This is a genomic window from Pseudomonas sp. LF020 (genome assembly GCF_053456425.1).
On record NZ_JBRFIX010000005.1, the window covers coordinates 389,327 to 404,717 of the forward strand.

General features: G+C 59.7%; 15 protein-coding genes and 1 tRNA gene. 8 read left to right on the top strand and 8 right to left on the bottom strand.

Annotated elements, in window-relative coordinates; genetic code table 11:
- Entirely contained in the window at nt 1-1,539 is a 1,539-nt protein-coding gene (locus tag ACU680_RS14765) for an NCS1 family nucleobase:cation symporter-1 (protein WP_367083952.1), read from the top strand.
- 53 nt (nt 1,540-1,592) lie between these two features.
- Nucleotides 1,593-2,321 carry an aspartate/glutamate racemase family protein gene (locus ACU680_RS14770; RefSeq protein WP_367083951.1) on the top strand — a complete coding sequence of 243 codons (729 nt, stop codon included), beginning with the start codon at nt 1,593-1,595 and terminating at the stop codon, nt 2,319-2,321.
- A 133-nt stretch (nt 2,322-2,454) separates the two neighbouring features.
- Here the strand turns inward: ACU680_RS14770 and ACU680_RS14775 are convergent, their stop codons facing one another.
- On the bottom strand, nt 2,455-3,381 hold the full coding sequence (locus tag ACU680_RS14775; RefSeq protein WP_448179827.1) for a LysR family transcriptional regulator: 927 nt from the start codon (nt 3,379-3,381) through the stop codon (nt 2,455-2,457).
- 126 nt (nt 3,382-3,507) lie between these two features.
- On the opposite strand from ACU680_RS14775, the gene ACU680_RS14780 reads away from it, so the two are divergent.
- Entirely contained in the window at nt 3,508-4,254 is a 747-nt protein-coding gene (locus ACU680_RS14780; RefSeq protein WP_400761816.1) for a 3-oxoacyl-ACP reductase family protein, read from the top strand.
- A 78-nt stretch (nt 4,255-4,332) separates the two neighbouring features.
- Here the strand turns inward: ACU680_RS14780 and ACU680_RS14785 are convergent, their stop codons facing one another.
- The gene (locus tag ACU680_RS14785) at nt 4,333-5,028 is read right to left on the bottom strand and encodes an HAD-IA family hydrolase (RefSeq protein WP_027613306.1); all 696 of its coding nucleotides are present in this window, start codon (nt 5,026-5,028) and stop codon (nt 4,333-4,335) included.
- Nucleotides 5,029-5,274: 246 nt separating this feature from the next.
- Here ACU680_RS14785 and ACU680_RS14790 point away from each other — a divergent pair, with 246 nt between their 5' ends.
- Nucleotides 5,275-10,062 (top strand): RHS repeat-associated core domain-containing protein, encoded by a 4,788-nt coding sequence (locus ACU680_RS14790; protein ID WP_448179828.1) that lies wholly within the window; start codon nt 5,275-5,277, stop codon nt 10,060-10,062.
- Nucleotides 10,052-10,357, top strand: coding sequence for a contact-dependent growth inhibition system immunity protein (locus ACU680_RS14795; RefSeq protein ID WP_448179829.1), 306 nt, complete (start codon nt 10,052-10,054; stop codon nt 10,355-10,357). The genes ACU680_RS14790 and ACU680_RS14795 overlap by 11 nt, the downstream gene beginning before the upstream one ends.
- A gap of 161 nt (nt 10,358-10,518) precedes the next feature.
- On the opposite strand, the gene ACU680_RS14800 is transcribed toward ACU680_RS14795, so the two are convergent.
- From ACU680_RS14800 to ACU680_RS14815, 4 genes are all read right to left on the bottom strand, one after another.
- On the bottom strand, nt 10,519-10,686 hold the full coding sequence (locus tag ACU680_RS14800) for a hypothetical protein (protein ID WP_003223252.1): 168 nt from the start codon (nt 10,684-10,686) through the stop codon (nt 10,519-10,521).
- Nucleotides 10,687-10,808: 122 nt separating this feature from the next.
- Entirely contained in the window at nt 10,809-11,234 is a 426-nt protein-coding gene (locus tag ACU680_RS14805) for a glycine zipper domain-containing protein (RefSeq protein WP_448179830.1), read from the bottom strand.
- 134 nt (nt 11,235-11,368) lie between these two features.
- A complete protein-coding gene (locus ACU680_RS14810; RefSeq protein WP_007960728.1) occupies nt 11,369-11,737 on the bottom strand; it encodes a glycine zipper domain-containing protein in 369 nt (122 codons plus the stop codon).
- A gap of 325 nt (nt 11,738-12,062) precedes the next feature.
- A complete protein-coding gene (locus ACU680_RS14815; protein WP_041067596.1) occupies nt 12,063-12,251 on the bottom strand; it encodes a hypothetical protein in 189 nt (62 codons plus the stop codon).
- A 239-nt stretch (nt 12,252-12,490) separates the two neighbouring features.
- Between ACU680_RS14815 and ACU680_RS14820 the strand changes: the two genes are divergently transcribed.
- Complete coding sequence (locus tag ACU680_RS14820) at nt 12,491-12,769, top strand: hypothetical protein (RefSeq protein WP_367083945.1); 279 nt, start codon at nt 12,491-12,493, stop codon at nt 12,767-12,769.
- 64 nt (nt 12,770-12,833) lie between these two features.
- Here ACU680_RS14820 and ACU680_RS14825 read toward each other — a convergent pair whose 3' ends face one another.
- Nucleotides 12,834-13,154 carry a YbjQ family protein gene (locus ACU680_RS14825; protein ID WP_007960724.1) on the bottom strand — a complete coding sequence of 107 codons (321 nt, stop codon included), beginning with the start codon at nt 13,152-13,154 and terminating at the stop codon, nt 12,834-12,836.
- Nucleotides 13,155-13,318: 164 nt separating this feature from the next.
- Nucleotides 13,319-13,408 (bottom strand) — tRNA-Ser (locus ACU680_RS14830).
- A 295-nt stretch (nt 13,409-13,703) separates the two neighbouring features.
- Between ACU680_RS14830 and ACU680_RS14835 the strand changes: the two genes are divergently transcribed.
- Both ACU680_RS14835 and ACU680_RS14840 read left to right on the top strand, forming a co-directional pair.
- The gene (locus ACU680_RS14835) at nt 13,704-14,393 is read left to right on the top strand and encodes a crotonase/enoyl-CoA hydratase family protein (RefSeq protein WP_007960722.1); all 690 of its coding nucleotides are present in this window, start codon (nt 13,704-13,706) and stop codon (nt 14,391-14,393) included.
- A gap of 217 nt (nt 14,394-14,610) precedes the next feature.
- Nucleotides 14,611-15,333, top strand: coding sequence for a 1-acylglycerol-3-phosphate O-acyltransferase (locus ACU680_RS14840; protein WP_448179831.1), 723 nt, complete (start codon nt 14,611-14,613; stop codon nt 15,331-15,333).
- Nucleotides 15,334-15,391: the final 58 nt, after the last annotated feature.

Consider the following 15,391-nt stretch of genomic DNA (forward strand, 5'->3'; position numbering starts at 1 on the left):
ATGCGTACAAGTCTCTCCAACAACATCGCGCTGAATCTGCCCGCCTCTGCCCTCGACCAGCCATTGCCCGACGCGGGTCTGGCTCAACCGTTACAACTCAGCCCGCGCCTGCACAACCGCGACCTGGCACCGACCCGCGCCGAAGGTCGGCGCTGGGGCAAATACAGCATCTTTGCCCTGTGGACCAACGATGTGCACAACATCGCCAACTACTCGTTCGCCATCGGCCTGTATGCGTTGGGTCTGGGGGGCTGGCAGATTCTGCTGTCGCTGGGGATCGGCGCGGCGCTGGTGTACTTCTTCATGAACCTGTCCGGCTACATGGGACAGAAAACCGGGGTGCCGTTTCCGGTGATCAGCCGGATCAGTTTCGGCATCCACGGCGCGCAGATTCCAGCACTGATTCGCGCGGTGATCGCCATCGCCTGGTTCGGCATTCAGACGTATCTGGCGTCGGTGGTATTTCGCGTGCTGCTGACGGCGATTCATCCTGGCTTCGCCGATTACGACCACAACTCGATCCTCGGTCTGTCGACCCTGGGCTGGGTGTGTTTCGTGGCGATCTGGTTCGTGCAACTGGCGATCCTCGCCTACGGCATGGAAATGGTTCGCCGCTACGAAGCCTTTGCCGGCCCGGTGATTCTGCTGACCGTCGCCGCCCTCGCCGCCTGGATGTACACCCAGGCCAACGCGACCATTGCCTGGTCGATCCGCGAACCGCTGAGCGGTGGCGAAATGTGGCGCAACATCTTTGCCGGCGGCGCACTTTGGCTGGCGATCTACGGCACGCTGATCCTCAATTTCTGCGACTTTGCGCGTTCTTCGCCGTGCCGCAAGACCATCAAGGTTGGCAATTTCTGGGGCCTGCCGGTGAACATACTGGTGTTCGCTGCCATCACCGTCCTGCTCTGCGGTGCGCAATTTCAGATCAACGGACGGATCATCGAAAGCCCGACCGAAATCATCGCCTCGATTCCCAATACGTTCTTTCTGGTGCTCGGTTGCCTGGCGTTCCTGATCGTCACCGTGGCGGTGAACATCATGGCCAACTTCGTCGCCCCGGCCTTCGTCCTCAGCAACCTGGCGCCGAAGTACCTGACCTTCCGCCGCGCCGGGCTGATCAGCGCGACCATCGCCGTGCTGATCCTGCCGTGGAACCTCTACAACAGCCCGCTGGTGATCGTGTACTTCCTCTCCGGCCTCGGCGCCCTGCTCGGCCCGTTGTACGGGGTGATCATGGTCGACTACTGGTTGATCCGCAAAGGCCGGATCCACGTCCCGCAGCTCTACAGCGAAGACCCCAATGGCGCCTATTACTACAGCCGCGGAGTGAATTTCCGCGCGGTGGCGGCGTTCATTCCGGCAGCGTTGATCGCCATTGTCCTGGCGCTGGTGCCGGGCTTCCACAGCATCTCGCCGTTCTCCTGGCTGGTGGGCGCCGGCATTGCCGGAATGCTCTACCTGATCATCGCCAAACGTCAGCCGCACTACGCCGACATCAGCGGCGAATCGATCGCCGTCGACAACGTCAGCCATTAACTTCCTTGCGGCCCGGATTTGGGCCGCTGAACTGCCCGCAATAAGGACTTCCCATGCGTATTCTTGTGGTCAACGTCAACACCACCGAATCCATCACCCAGGCCATCGCCCGCTCGGCGCAGGCGGTCGCGTCTCCCGGCACGGAAATCGTCGGCCTGACACCGTTCTTCGGCGCCGACTCGGTGGAAGGCAATTTCGAAAGTTACCTGGCAGCCATCGCCGTGATGGACCGGGTGATGTCCTACGACCAACCGTTCGACGCGGTGATTCAGGCCGGCTACGGCGAACACGGTCGCGAAGGCTTGCAGGAATTGCTCAATGTGCCGGTGGTGGATATCACCGACGCCGCTGCCAGCACCGCGATGTTTCTCGGCCACGCCTATTCAGTAGTCACCACGCTGGATCGCACCGTGCCGCTGATCGAGGATCGGCTGAAACTCTCGGGCCTGTGGGATCGCTGTGCGTCGGTGCGGGCCAGCGGCCTGGCGGTGCTGGAGCTGGAGCATGAACCGCAGCGCGCGCTGGAAGCCATCGTGCAGCAGGCGGAACTGGCGGTGACTCAGGACAAGGCCGAAGTGATTTGCCTGGGTTGCGGCGGCATGGCCGGACTGGATGAACAGATCCGTCGCCGCACCGGGGTGCCGGTGGTGGATGGCGTGACGGCGGCGGTGACCATTGCTGAATCGCTGGTGCGATTGGGGTTATCGACGTCCAAGGTGCGGACTTACGCGACGCCACGACCGAAGCAGATCATTGGCTGGGCGCAGCGGTTTGCCCGGTAGACCGGGTTATCGTTCATCGCGGGCAAGCCACGCTCCCACAGGTTTCGCGTTGTATCACCATCATGTGAACGACGAAGAACCTGTGGGAGCGTGGCTTGCCCGCGATGGCATCACCTCGGTCCCAAAGTCCTGCTCAGACAGCACTGAACCGCTGCGCCAACCCCCGCTGCGCAAACTGCTCAATCAAAAAATCGACAAACGCCCGGGTTTTGCCCGGCAGCAACTTGTGTTCGGCGTAATAGATCGAGGTGTAGCCGTCGTCGATGTACCAGTCCGGCAGCACCCGCTGCAACCGGCCCGACTCCAGATACCCCGAGGCAAACGGCATGCTCACCAAGGCAATGCCCAGGCCCTGGCAGGCCGCGATGCAAGCGGCTTCGGAGTCGCTCATGGTCATGCGCGCCTTGAGCGTCAAAGGGCGACAGACCTGAGGATCACGACCGGTCAACTGCCAGGAACGTACGCGCCCGGTTTGCGGCGAGCGAATCAGAATGCCGTCGTGGTACTTGAGTTCGTCCGGCTCTGTAATGGCCGGATTGGCCTGCAAATAATCCGTGGACGCCACCAACACTCGATGCGCCGGACTCAACCTGCGTGCCACCACCCCTTGGGGCAATTCGAAACCGCCACCGATGGCCGCATCGAAACCCTGGCCGATCAGATCGACCTGACGGTTATCAAAATGCCAATCCGGGCTGATCGCCGGGTAGCGCCGTAAAAACTCACCGAGCATCGGCACGATGTGCAGGCAGCCGAAAGCCGTGCCCATGCTGACCTTCAGCGACCCCGCCGGAAGCCCCTCGACACTGGCTAGATTGGCCACCGCATTCTGAATGGTGGTCAGACTGCCACTGACCTGACTCAAAAACAGCTGACCGGCCTCGGTCAGAGTCAGGCTGCGTGTACTACGCTGGAACAGCCTTACCCCGAGGCGCACCTCGAGCTTCGCCACACTCTTGCCGACGGCGGCCGGGGTCAGGCTCAAGCGCCGGGCGGCTTCGGCGAAACTGCCGACTTCGGCGCTGCGCACGAAGCATTCGATGCTGCTGAACGTTTCCATGATCGTCACTATAAACTTCTGGTTTACACAGACTATAGCAATCATGGTCTACACGGTTGTCGATGCGAGGCCGATACTCGGCTCCAACAACAAGGCACCCCGCCTTGAATTCTCTGGAGATCGAACATGACCACTCAACACCTCAGCGGCAAAGTCGCTCTGATTCAAGGCGGTTCCCGTGGTATCGGCGCCGCCATCGTCAAACGTCTGGCCGCCGAAGGCGCCGCTGTCGCATTCACCTACGTCAGCTCCACCGCCAAGGCCGAAGAGTTGCAGAACAGCATCACCGGCAATGGCGGCAAAGCCTTGGCGATCAAGGCCGACAGCGCCGATGAAGCCGCAATCCGCAATGCCGTCAACGCCACCGTCGAAGCCTTTGGCCGCCTGGATATTCTGGTGAACAACGCCGGCGTCCTGGCCATCGCGCCGCTGGAAGACTTCAAACTGGAAGACTTCGACCAGACTCTGGCGATCAACGTACGTAGCGTATTCATCGCTTCTCAGGAAGCGGCAAAACACATGGGCGAAGGCTCGCGCATCGTCAACATAGGTAGCACCAACGCCGACCGCATGCCCTTCGGCGGTGGCGGCGTGTACGCAATGAGCAAATCGGCGCTGGTCGGCCTGACCAAAGGCCTGGCCCGCGACCTCGGCCCTCGCGGCATCACCATCAACAACGTGCAGCCCGGCCCGGTCGACACCGACATGAACCCGGCCCATGGCGATTTCGCCGAGAGCCTGATCCCGCTGATGGCCGTCGGTCGTTACGGCACCGCCGATGAAATCGCCAGCTTCGTTGCCTATCTGGTAGGCCCGGAAGCCGGTTACATCACCGGTGCCAGCCTGACCATCGACGGTGGCTTCGGCGCCTGATGCGCTGAATCCCGGGTACAAAAAACGCCGCACCTCGATTCGAGGGGCGGCGTTTTTTTACAGGCGCTTATGGGGCGGTCAAGCCCACTCCAGCGCCGGCAAACCGCAGGCACTCGGGGTGAACGCCTTGAGCGTGCGCAAAATCCCGTCGGCGTGTGCGTATTTTTCGTCGGCCATGGCCGCATCGGGAATCGCGATAGCGGTCATCCCCGCCGCTTTCGCTGCGGTTACGCCAAACGGCGAATCCTCGAATACCAGACAATCCTCAGGCGCGACGCCCAGACGCCGGGCCGCCGTGAGGAAGATGTCCGGCGCCGGTTTCGCTGCACCGACTTCCGGATCGTCCGCCGTGACAATGAAATCGAACAGGGCAAACCAGTCGCGGTGCAGGGTGGTTTTCTGGCCGAACGACTGCCGCGACGAACTGGTGCCCACGGCGATCGGAATGTTGTGTGCCTTGAGGTGGCGAATCAGTTCCTCCGCGCCCGGCATCGCCTGGGCCTTGGGGAAGCGTTCACGCATCAGCGGTTCGCGGATCAGCAGAAACTCTTCGGCGCTGATCGGCAGATCCAGCGCCTGCACCACGTAGTTCGCCAGGTCATTGGCGCCACGACCGATGATGTTCTGTTTAACGCTCCAGTCGAAGGTCCGCCCGTAACGCTCGGCAATGAGCGAGGTAACCTCGGTGTAGATGCCTTCGGTGTCCAGCAACAAACCGTCCATGTCGAAAATCACGGCCTTGATCGGGCCAAACGTCTTCATCGGTGCATTCATCATCGGATCCGTTATCAAAAACATCCCGGGCGGCCCAGCCGGCGCCGCTACGCGGATCTGATTAATGGGTTCAGCAGCATAACGAGGCCGGCGGACATTGAGCAACGGGCAATGTTTAAGGGCCATGGAATGACTCGCTGGTATTTAGCGAAATGCCCTACAGATAACGCCTACTTTCCCGACTTCTTTCCCGTTTGATCCCCCGCAAAGTCCGCGCACCTCTTTCACGTGCGCGAGTGCCTGCGAATGTTCCAAACCGATCGGCTCCTGGCCCTGAACAACAGCATCGGCCTGCTGGTGGTTGCCGCCCTGAACCCGCAACACCCGGACTTCGAAACATTGATCCACGAGTTCCGCCTGTGCCTGAACAACTACGAGGCCTGGGCCGAGCAGTTCTGGACCGGGACGGCGCTGGATGTCGAGCAGGTGTTCAAGGTCGGCAACGACGTCCACCTCAGCGCGCCCGTCAAATCCCGCCAGCGGATCCAGACCTCGGTGGTCATGTGCCCCGCTAGCGGTCCGTTGACTCTGGTGCACCTGTTCGAGGCGGCGCGGTTCGTACCGATCGGCAATACCCCGGTGCTGCTCGAACCGGTGATCGGCGAAATCGACGGGGAATTGAGTTTCGGTGAACCACTGCGCCATATCATCGGCCCGAGCGGCATTCTGGAAGTCAGCGATTGCGACCGGGGCCAGCGTTATCGCATCACCTTCTTTCCTGATGTTTCCAGCGCCCATATCCAAGCGCTGTATGCCTCCTACGACGGGATTGTGGATGGGCTGGAGGTCTGGCTTCGTCAGGAGTGGCACGGGTTTCAGCCGCTGTGGGCGGAGTTTTCCGGCGCCGGTTTCGCTGATCGTTACCAGCAGTTGCAACAGGCCGACTGGCGCAGTTTCGAGAAAGCCCTGCACGCCATCTGGGATGACGTTAAACAGCTGTTCGGCCTGCTCGCCGACCTGCAGGCCAACAGCGAAAAACTTCTGCAGTACCTGAGCGATGTCGAGCTGCAAGCGCTGCTCGACGCCTCCAGTGAGGCCATCGCCAATGGCTTGCTGATCCTCAGTGACGAGCCGTTGCTGTTTATCCAGCTGGCCGCGTTTAGCAGTTGGTTGAAGATGCTGCCGCCGCAGTACCTGGCGGAAGTGGTGGCAGAAGTTCGGGTCGAGTTGTTGATCAGCTTTTTGCTGATGCGCGTTTGCGGCGGCATTGGCGTGTCCTTGCGACTGAGCAGCAAGGTGCTGAGCAAGATCAAGTCGCCCCGGGCGCGGGAATGGCTGGCCGCGTCGGCGTTGCGTCTGAGCGAACTGACCTCCCCTGCCGATCTGAACCAGCACGCCGGCGCGTTGAAGCCGTTGCTGGTCAACGCTCGCGATGTGCCGTTGAAGCCAACGCCGGCGATCCCGCTGAACATTCGTCAGGCGGATGCTGTGGTTTTCACCGTGCCGAATCCGGCACCGATGGTTCGTGACAAGTCCCGTGGCACGACCCGGATGGAGCGTCACGAACCTCACGACGACGCTTCGAACCAGGCGAAAAACCCCAACGGTGACAGCGCCGATTGCGCGCCGCTGACCTGCACCAACGGCTGTCCGGTGTCGATGGTCACCGGTGAAGAATTGCTGACCCTGACGGATGGCACGCTCGATGGGCGCCTGCCGTTCGAGTTCACCCGCTTGTACCGCACCAGCGCGGTGGAGATCGATGTCGGGCTGGGGTTTGGCTGGAGTCATTCACTGGCGCATCGGCTGGAGTTCGATGGCGATACGGTGGTCTGGGTCGATCACGAGAACCGCCGCACGCGGTTTCCGTTGCCCACCGTTGAACGGCCGCAGATTCACAACAGCCTGTCGCGGGCGACGATTTTTCTCGGGGATGAGCCGGAGGAACTGATCCTCGCGCTGGCGGGGGATGTGGCGCGGTTTTATCACTTTCGCGCCGGGCGGTTGGTGGCGGTCAGTGATGCGTATGGCAATCGGCTGACGGTGCATCGCGATTTTTCCGAGCGTGTGCAGCGCCTGGACAATGGCGCCGGGCGCTCGCTGCTGTTGCGCTACGACCGGGCGCATCTGGTGGCGGTTGATTACCAGGTGCTTGAGGCTGATGGCTGGCGCACCGAGCAAACGCTGGTCAGTTATTGCTACGACGCGCGTCAGCGGTTGTTGGCCGCGACCAATGCGGTCGGTGACAGCGAGCGTTACGACTACGACGATCAGCACGTCATCCTGCAGCGGCAGCTGACCGGCGGCGCGAGCTTTTTCTGGGAATGGGAACGCTCGGGCAAGTCGGCGCGTTGCGTGCGCCATTGGGCCTCGTTCGCGCAGATGAACACGCGGTATGTCTGGGACGACGACGGTCGTGTCACGGTGCATTACGTCGATGGCACCGAAGAAACCTACGTCCACGATGACAGCGCGCGGCTGGTGCGCAAGGTCGAGGCCGATGGTGGTGAGCACCTCAAGGCTTATGACGACGCGGGGCGGCTGATCGCCGAGCAGGATCCGCTCGGCGCGGTCACCGAATACCGCTACGACGACGTCGGACGTTTGGTGGCGCTGATTCCGCCGGACGACGAGCCAACGTCCTACGAGTACCGCAACGGTTTCCTGCACAGCCGGTCTCGCGGCGAGGCAGTGTGGACATTTCGGCGCAACGCCGAGGGCGATGTCACCGAGGCGGTCGATCCTGACGGCCAGATCACCCATTACTACTACGACACGCGCGGGCAATTGCTGTCGATTCGCTACCCGGACACCAGTCGGCACAAGTTGTCGTGGAACGACCTCGGGCAACTGATCGAGGAAACCCTGCCTGACGGTGGTGTGCGGCGCTTTTCCTACGACGCGCTGGGGCGACGGACCACCACTTGCGACGAACACGGTGCGATCACTCGCCAGCAGTGGGACGCCGTTGGCCGACTGGTTCAAACGACGTTGCCGACAGGCGCCACCCGCGCCTACAGCTACGGCGCCTACGGCCGAATCACTGCCGAGCGCGACGAACTCGGGCACATCACCCGCTACGAGTATGACGACGACCTGCATCTGGTCTCGCGCAAGATCAATCCCGACGGCACCCGGGTGCAGTACCGCTACGACCATGCGCAGTTGTTGCTCACGGAAATCGAGAACGAGTCCGGGGAAAAGTACTGCCTGGACTACACGCCCACCGGATTGATCCGACAGGAAACCGGCTTCGACGGCCGACGCACCGCCTACGCCTACGACCGCAACGGGCACCTGCTGGAAAAAACCGAGTTCGGCGATGACGGCTCGACGCTGGTCACCGCCTACGCGCGTGATGCGGCCGGGCGTCTGCTGCTCAAGACCCTGCCGGACGGGGTGGAGGTGGCTTACACCTACGACCGCCTGGGCCGTTTGACCGGGCTCGATGACGGCCAGCAACATCCGCTGGCCTTTGAATACGACCGGCAGGACCGGCTGATCACCGAGCATCAGGGCTGGGGCACGTTGCGCTACGCGTATGACGCCTGCGGCCAGCTCAAACGCCAGCGTCTGCCGGACAACAGCAAGCTCGATTACCACTACGCCAAGGGCGGTGCGCTGACGGCCATCGACCTTAATGGCACGCGGCTGAGCAGCCACGTCTATCAATCGGGTCGCGAACAACAACGGCAACAGGGCCTGCTGCGCAGCGACTATGCCTACGACGATCAGGGCCGATTACAGCTGCATACCGTCAATCAGCAAACGCGCCCCTTGTACTTGCGCCACTACAGCTATGCGGTCAACGGCAATCTGGCCGGTATCGCCGACAGTCGACACGGCCAGCGCAGTTATTACTACGACGCCCTCGACCGGCTGACTCGCGTCCGTCACTCGCGCGACGAACTGCCGGAATCCTTCGCCCACGATCCGGCCGGCAACCTGCTGATGCAGGACCGCCCCGGCCCCACGCGGATCAAGGGCAACCGCCTGCTGATGCAAGGCGATCGGCACTACGACTACGACGCCTTCGGCAACCTGATCCGCGAGCGTCGTGGCCGTGACCAGCAACTCGTCACCGAATACCGCTACGACTGCCAGCACCGCCTGATCGGCCTGACCCGCCCCGACGGCCAAACCGCGACCTACCAGTACGACGCCTTCGGCCGACGCATCCGCAAAACCGTCGACGGCCAGACCACCGAATTCTTCTGGCAAGGCGACCACCTCGTCGCCGAAAGCAGCAAAACCCACCACCGCAGCTACGTCTACGAACCCGGCACTTTCCGTCCCCTGGCGCTGCTCGACGGCAAAGGCCCGAAAAAGGCCTGCCCGTTCTATTACCAACTCGACCACCTCGGCACCCCGCAGGAACTGACCGACTACAGTGGCGAAATCGTCTGGTCGGCGCAATACGACGCCTACGGCAAGGTCGCGGCGATCACCCTCGCAGGCGAAGACTACCTCGACCAGCCGCTGAGGTTTCAGGGGCAGTATTTCGATGCGGAGAGTGGGCTGCATTACAACCGGCACCGGTATTACGACCCGAGGTTGGGGCGGTATCTGACGCCGGATCCCATCAAGTTGGCGGGTGGGTTGAATCAGTATCGGTATGTGCCGAATCCGACGGGGTGGGTGGATCCGTTGGGGTTGGCTTGCGCACCGTGCCCGGGGGCAATACAGGCTGATGGGCCATATAGTGAGATAGTCCCCGGAGGTGGGTTAGAGGCTCACGAGTCTCGAGGTGGGCATGTGATAGCAAAGCATGTAGAAAGGTCTGAGGCGCAACTGAGAGCTAGACTAAAGGCAGAGCCGAACATACCTATCGCATCAACGTTTCCTAATCGATTTGAAGCTGAAGCCGCATTGTCAAATGTGATGCGAAGTAATCAGAAAAAAATTGATGATTTTTTGAAAGGCAAAGCGAAGAAGCTTGTTATCAATGAGCAGGTTTCGGTCCCTGCAGGCGTGGGTGTTGTGCGAAAGAGTGGAAAATTAGAGCCTTTGCTTAGCATCAGGTTAGTGCTTCAGCGAGATGTGAAGTCGCCGCTTGGATATTATATTTTGACGGGATTTGTAAATGACAAATGAAGAGTTTCCTCAGCTGTTTCAGTTCCTCGGAGCTTATTTTCATGAGGACTGGATGAGCGAATTCGATGTCTCTGATGATGTCGTTAAATCGTTCATAACGGACTCTGAAGCCAGCGTAATTCTGGATGTGATAAAGGAAGCTGAAGCTGTATTGGCGCTTGATCTAACAGAAGAAGAGATCCGAGATTTTTTATTAAAGGAGATGGGGTGTAGTTACTGTTATTGGCATGAATGGCAAGACGGATGTACATGGCTTAAGCACATACTTGTAAGTCTCCAACAGAGTAACATTTGAATAATGTGAAGAGGGTCAAAGGTAACGGATACTCAGGCGGTTCTCATATATCGTGGTCCTTCTGCTCACCATCCATCTCACGCTTGGCAAAGGGCCTGAAAGACCTCAGGCCCTGAAGCTTCGAAAGCAGTAACACCGCACTCAATCAAAAGAACAAGCAATCACTGCTCATCCTCATCCTCCTCATACTCCATATCTGCCTCATCCGCATCATTCAACGGCACCGTCGCATCGTCCATCAGCGACCCCGGATCCTCGTTTCCCGGATCATTGATAAACGGCAAACCGCTCGGGCCTTTTTCTTCCTTGCCTTCGGTTTCGGGCGTCATGGCAAACCTCTACGTCTGGTGGGTTGTATACGTTCGAAAAGCCCTACAGCCAATCGTTCCAGAGTCCGACCGCCAGACACGAAAAACCCGGCGCCAGGCCGGGTTTGTTTTTCGATATCCAATCAATGATGGCGATTTTTATGTTTGTATTTGTTGTGCTTGTGACCTCCACCGGAATGCGCTCTGCCACCGTCGTCACCCAGGTTATTGCCCACCGCACCACCCGCCGCGCCACCCAAACCGGCACCAATGGCTGAACCGGTGGAGCCGCCCAGGCTGTTGCCGACCACCGAACCGCCGGCCGCGCCGAGACCACCGCCAATGGCGGCTTCGGTGCGATTGTGTTTATTCGCCCCGACCGCGCTGCCCGCCGCGCCACCAACACCCGCACCGACCGCGGCACCGGTGCTGCCACCGAGCTGACCACCGACCACATTACCGAGCACACCGCCCAAACCGCCACCCACGGCGGCGCTGCCATCTCCGGCGGCCATCGCACCTTGAGCGATGAGTAATCCGAAAAACAGTGCAGACAATGACAAGCGCATTTGAACCTCACAGTTCCCGAATCGGGAGGGTATGCCCATAGGGCCTATGTCAGATTGGAGACATTTTTCGGGAAAACGTTCAGCCATGAAAAAGCCCGACATCGAGCCGGGCTATTTCTGACAAACGTTCGCTATCAGTGACGCTTGTGCCCCTTGGACAGGTTGGCGCCGACGGCACCACCCGCAGCGCCACCCAGACCGGCGCCAATGGTCGCGCCATTTCGGCCACCCAGGCTGTTGCCGATCACCGAACCACCGGCCGCGCCAACACCACCGCCGATAGCCGCTTTGGTGCGGCTGCCTTTGCCGGCTGCCATGGCACTGCCGGCCGCACCTGCAACACCGGCACCAATCGCTGCGCCGGTGCTGCCGCCCATCTTCTGGCCGACCACGTTACCCAGCGCACCACCCAGACCGCCGCCGAGTGCAGCAGTGCCTTCACCGGCGACCGCACCTTGAGCAACCAGAAGCCCCAGAACCAGAGCAGGCAATGTTAGACGCATGACGAAAACCTCAAAAATAGGGGGATCAAAAGGGGCCGAGATTGAAAGCTGCCGACGCGCTGGAGTCCAGATAAATCAGCTGTCGCCGCGCACTTGGCGCCGATTGGACAGCGATTTGGCAAAAGGTTTAATCGCAGGCAAAAAAAAGCCCGCTGGGGAGACGGGCTGGAGACTTGCTTTCTAACGGATGGCTTCACCCTACGTCCGTGGACGTGAAAAGTTTGTGAAAAAAAACACAATCCGTCCTATCACTTGTAGGAGATTTCCCTTCATAAACATCAGGCATAAAAAACCCCGTTCATAGACGGGGTCGTTCGGTCTCACTTTACTTTCTTGAGCGGGCCGACACCTTTGGAAGGAATTTGGCCTTTGGCCCCTTGGGCGTTGTGGACTTGATCTTGCCGGTCTGCACCGGATCCTCGCCAAAGCCCGATTGGTACTCCGTCTGGCCGCAACGGACACAGTTGTTGAATGAAAATTCGGCTCCATCATCTTCGATATACGGATCAGTCATAGCCTCTCCCCTTTGCAATGGATCGACACCGGCAAAGCCCTTTTGCCTGAAAAAATATCGACCTCCAAGGCTTTTGAGACTAGCCGGTCATTACCGGACTTGCGGTTCAGTTCGACCGATGCCCGACGAATGGCCTACGCAAATTCAACATCCGCACGAACCGTTGATCTCACAACGCTAAAGATTCCCGGCCACAGGCCGTTGCCCTTTTTCATACAAATGAATCTCAAGGAGAGAACATGAAAATCAATGGATTTCCGGAAATGCCGGTCGTAAAACTCACGGACGAACAAATCGCTGCCGGCAAAGCCGCCGGTGAGAAATTCAAGGAAAAGCTCGCTTCGGGCGACATCACCATCACCTATCCGAACAAACCGGTTCTGACCCCCGGCGTTATCTACCACCCGAGTCAGCCTGCTGATCCAACGCCCTCCACCGGCACCCCGCCTCTGGTGGCAATCGATACGCCCCTGACCTATGACGCCCACGGGCTTGTCATCCTCAAGCCTCAGGGCTGACCGAAAGCAAAACGCAAAAAGCCCATTCATCGTCTGAATGGGCTCGCTTGAACAGGCGAGTACATCAACGCAACTTGACCGCCGTCCCCGTCGCGAACACCACAACCATGCCGCCCTTGCCCGCCGGCATGCTGATCTCGAAGTCCAGCCCGACCACCGCATCCGCCTGCAATGCCCGCGCCCGCTCCTTGATTTCGTCCGTCGCCTGAACCCGCGCTTCTTTCAACGCACGCTCCAGCGTTTGCGAGCGCCCACCGAAAAAGTCGCGCATGCCGGCAAACAGGTCACGGATCACATTGACGCCCTGCACCGACTCCGCGCTGACAATGTCCAGGTACGCGGTGATCTGTCGGCCTTCGATGGCGTGGGTGGTGGAGATGATCATGGGAGCAATCCTTTTTTCTACAGATAAAGCGGCGATTGTAATGTGCCATGGGAAATCAGACCGGGCACCTGCGCACATGACTTCCGTGACGGATTAAAATCCAGACGCCAGAAACCACAAAACCCCTGATCTCTTTCGAAATCAGGGGTTCTGCGTATTGAATTTGGCGGTGAAGGAGAGATTCGAACTCTCGATACAGTTTCCTGTATACACACTTTCCAGGCGTGCTCCTTAAGCCACTCGGACACTTCACCGTATCTCTTCAAACATGTTCTGTCTGTCGAGGCGCGCTAATGTAGTCGAAAGCTTTTCTGATGGCAAACTTTTTTTCAGAATTTTCATGCGGTTAAGACAAAAAGGCGTTTCGCCCCACCCTGGGCGATGGCAAACCGGCCAATCTCTGGTGACGGCCACCCTTCTATATAGAAGCAGAACGGCGTGCTACGCCGGGCGCGGCCGGAAACGGTGACCGGCGAGTCAGTCACAGCGCTTTACCTGGCCTACGGCGGTGGGTAACGTCTGCCCATCTTTCTTACAAGGAATAGCGTCATGAGTGAGTTGATTGCCTACCACCTCGAAGACGGTATCGCGACCCTGACCTTGAACAACGGCAAGGTCAATGCCATTTCCCCGGACGTGATTGCGGCGTTCAACGCGGCGCTGGATCAGGCGGTGACTGATCGTGCCATCGTGATCATTACCGGTCAGCCGGGGATCCTCTCCGGCGGCTATGACTTGAAGGTGATGACCGCCGGCCCGAAAGAAGCCGTGGCGCTGGTGACCGCCGGTTCGACACTCGCCCGTCGCCTGCTCTCTCACCCGTTTCCGGTGATCGTTGCCTGCCCGGGCCACGCCGTAGCCAAAGGTGCATTCCTGCTGCTGTCTGCCGATTACCGCATTGGCGTTGATGGCCCGTTCAGCATCGGTCTGAACGAAGTGCAGATCGGCATGACCATGCACCACGCCGGCATCGAGCTGGCGCGGGATCGCCTGCGCCGCTCGGCGTTCCATCGCTCGGTGATCAACGGCGAGATGTTTGATCCGAAAAGTGCGGTGGATGCCGGTTTCCTCGACAAGGTGGTGGCTGCCGAAGAGCTGCAAGGCGCAGCCCTGGCCGCGGCGCGTCAGTTGAAGAAGATCAACATGAACGCACACAAGAACACCAAGCTCAAAGTGCGCAAGGCGCTGCTCGAAGCCCTCGACAACGCGATCATCCAGGATCAGGAACATCTGGGCTAAGCCCGCGCTTCCGAAGCCGAAGAAAAGCCCGACCGTCGTGTCGGGCTTTTTCTTGCGCGTTCGGTTGATCGAGCGTCGACTGCTCTAGTACGGGTCTGACAATCAACTCGGAAACATGCGCTTAAACATCGCCTATCTCCGGACTCTGTAGCAGCAATTGCCGAAAACAGTGCACATCCGTACACTGCGCCACCTTTTGTCCCGGTGGGGCCTGAAAATGCTGTTTGTGTTTCGTATGTTATTGATGGGCCTGCACTTTATTCTGGCCGGCGTGCTGGGAGTGATCCTCGGGCTGTGCCGTCCGTTCAACCCGGACAACAGCCGACTGTGCGCCCGCCTCTATGCGCTTCCGGCGATGTGCATTCTGCGCCTGCGGGTAAAAGCCGATGTCGGCCCGTTGATGAACAAACCCGACAGTTGCGTGATCGTCGCCAACCATCAGTCCAACTACGACCTGTTCGTGTTCGGCAACGTGGTGCCGCGACGAACCGTGTGTATCGGCAAGAAAAGCCTGAAATGGGTGCCGCTGTTCGGGCAACTGTTCTGGCTCGCGGGTAATGTGTTGATTGATCGTGGGAACGCGCACAAGGCGCGCAAGTCGATGCTCACCACCACTCACACCTTGCAACACGAAGACACGTCGATCTGGGTATTCCCGGAAGGCACGCGCAACCTCGGTGAAGAACTGCTGCCGTTCAAGAAAGGCGCGTTCCAGATGGCGATCGCCGCCGGTGTGCCGATCGTGCCGGTGTGTGTCAGCAGCTACATCAAGCACATGCGCCTGAACCGCTGGCGCAGCGGTAAAATTCTCATACGCTCGCTGCCGGCTATTCCTACAGCCGGGCTGACCATGGATGACGTGCCCATGCTCATGTCCCAGTGCCGCGAGCAGATGCGCGAATGCATCGCCGCGATGGATCAGCAGCTGCAGGCTGCGTGAAAAACCAACCCGCCTCGTGCGGGTTTTCTTTTGCCGGCTGAACTGTACAGATTTCACT

Excerpts from the sequence above, each read along its gene's own strand:
- ACU680_RS14795 (WP_448179829.1), top strand. The coding sequence starts at position 10,052 with ATGACAAATGAAGAGTTTCCTCAGCTGTTTCAGTTCCTCGGAGCTTAT.
- ACU680_RS14805 (WP_448179830.1), bottom strand. The coding sequence starts at position 11,234 with ATGCGCTTGTCATTGTCTGCACTGTTTTTCGGATTACTCATCGCTCAA.
- ACU680_RS14820 (WP_367083945.1), top strand. The coding sequence starts at position 12,491 with ATGAAAATCAATGGATTTCCGGAAATGCCGGTCGTAAAACTCACGGAC.
- ACU680_RS14775 (WP_448179827.1), bottom strand. The coding sequence starts at position 3,381 with ATGGAAACGTTCAGCAGCATCGAATGCTTCGTGCGCAGCGCCGAAGTC.
- ACU680_RS14785 (WP_027613306.1), bottom strand. The coding sequence starts at position 5,028 with ATGAATGCACCGATGAAGACGTTTGGCCCGATCAAGGCCGTGATTTTC.
- ACU680_RS14765 (WP_367083952.1), top strand. The coding sequence starts at position 1 with ATGCGTACAAGTCTCTCCAACAACATCGCGCTGAATCTGCCCGCCTCT.
- ACU680_RS14825 (WP_007960724.1), bottom strand. The coding sequence starts at position 13,154 with ATGATCATCTCCACCACCCACGCCATCGAAGGCCGACAGATCACCGCG.
- ACU680_RS14780 (WP_400761816.1), top strand. The coding sequence starts at position 3,508 with ATGACCACTCAACACCTCAGCGGCAAAGTCGCTCTGATTCAAGGCGGT.
- ACU680_RS14840 (WP_448179831.1), top strand. The coding sequence starts at position 14,611 with ATGCTGTTTGTGTTTCGTATGTTATTGATGGGCCTGCACTTTATTCTG.
- ACU680_RS14815 (WP_041067596.1), bottom strand. The coding sequence starts at position 12,251 with ATGACTGATCCGTATATCGAAGATGATGGAGCCGAATTTTCATTCAAC.
- ACU680_RS14800 (WP_003223252.1), bottom strand. The coding sequence starts at position 10,686 with ATGACGCCCGAAACCGAAGGCAAGGAAGAAAAAGGCCCGAGCGGTTTG.
- ACU680_RS14835 (WP_007960722.1), top strand. The coding sequence starts at position 13,704 with ATGAGTGAGTTGATTGCCTACCACCTCGAAGACGGTATCGCGACCCTG.
- ACU680_RS14770 (WP_367083951.1), top strand. The coding sequence starts at position 1,593 with ATGCGTATTCTTGTGGTCAACGTCAACACCACCGAATCCATCACCCAG.
- ACU680_RS14790 (WP_448179828.1), top strand. The coding sequence starts at position 5,275 with ATGTTCCAAACCGATCGGCTCCTGGCCCTGAACAACAGCATCGGCCTG.
- ACU680_RS14810 (WP_007960728.1), bottom strand. The coding sequence starts at position 11,737 with ATGCGTCTAACATTGCCTGCTCTGGTTCTGGGGCTTCTGGTTGCTCAA.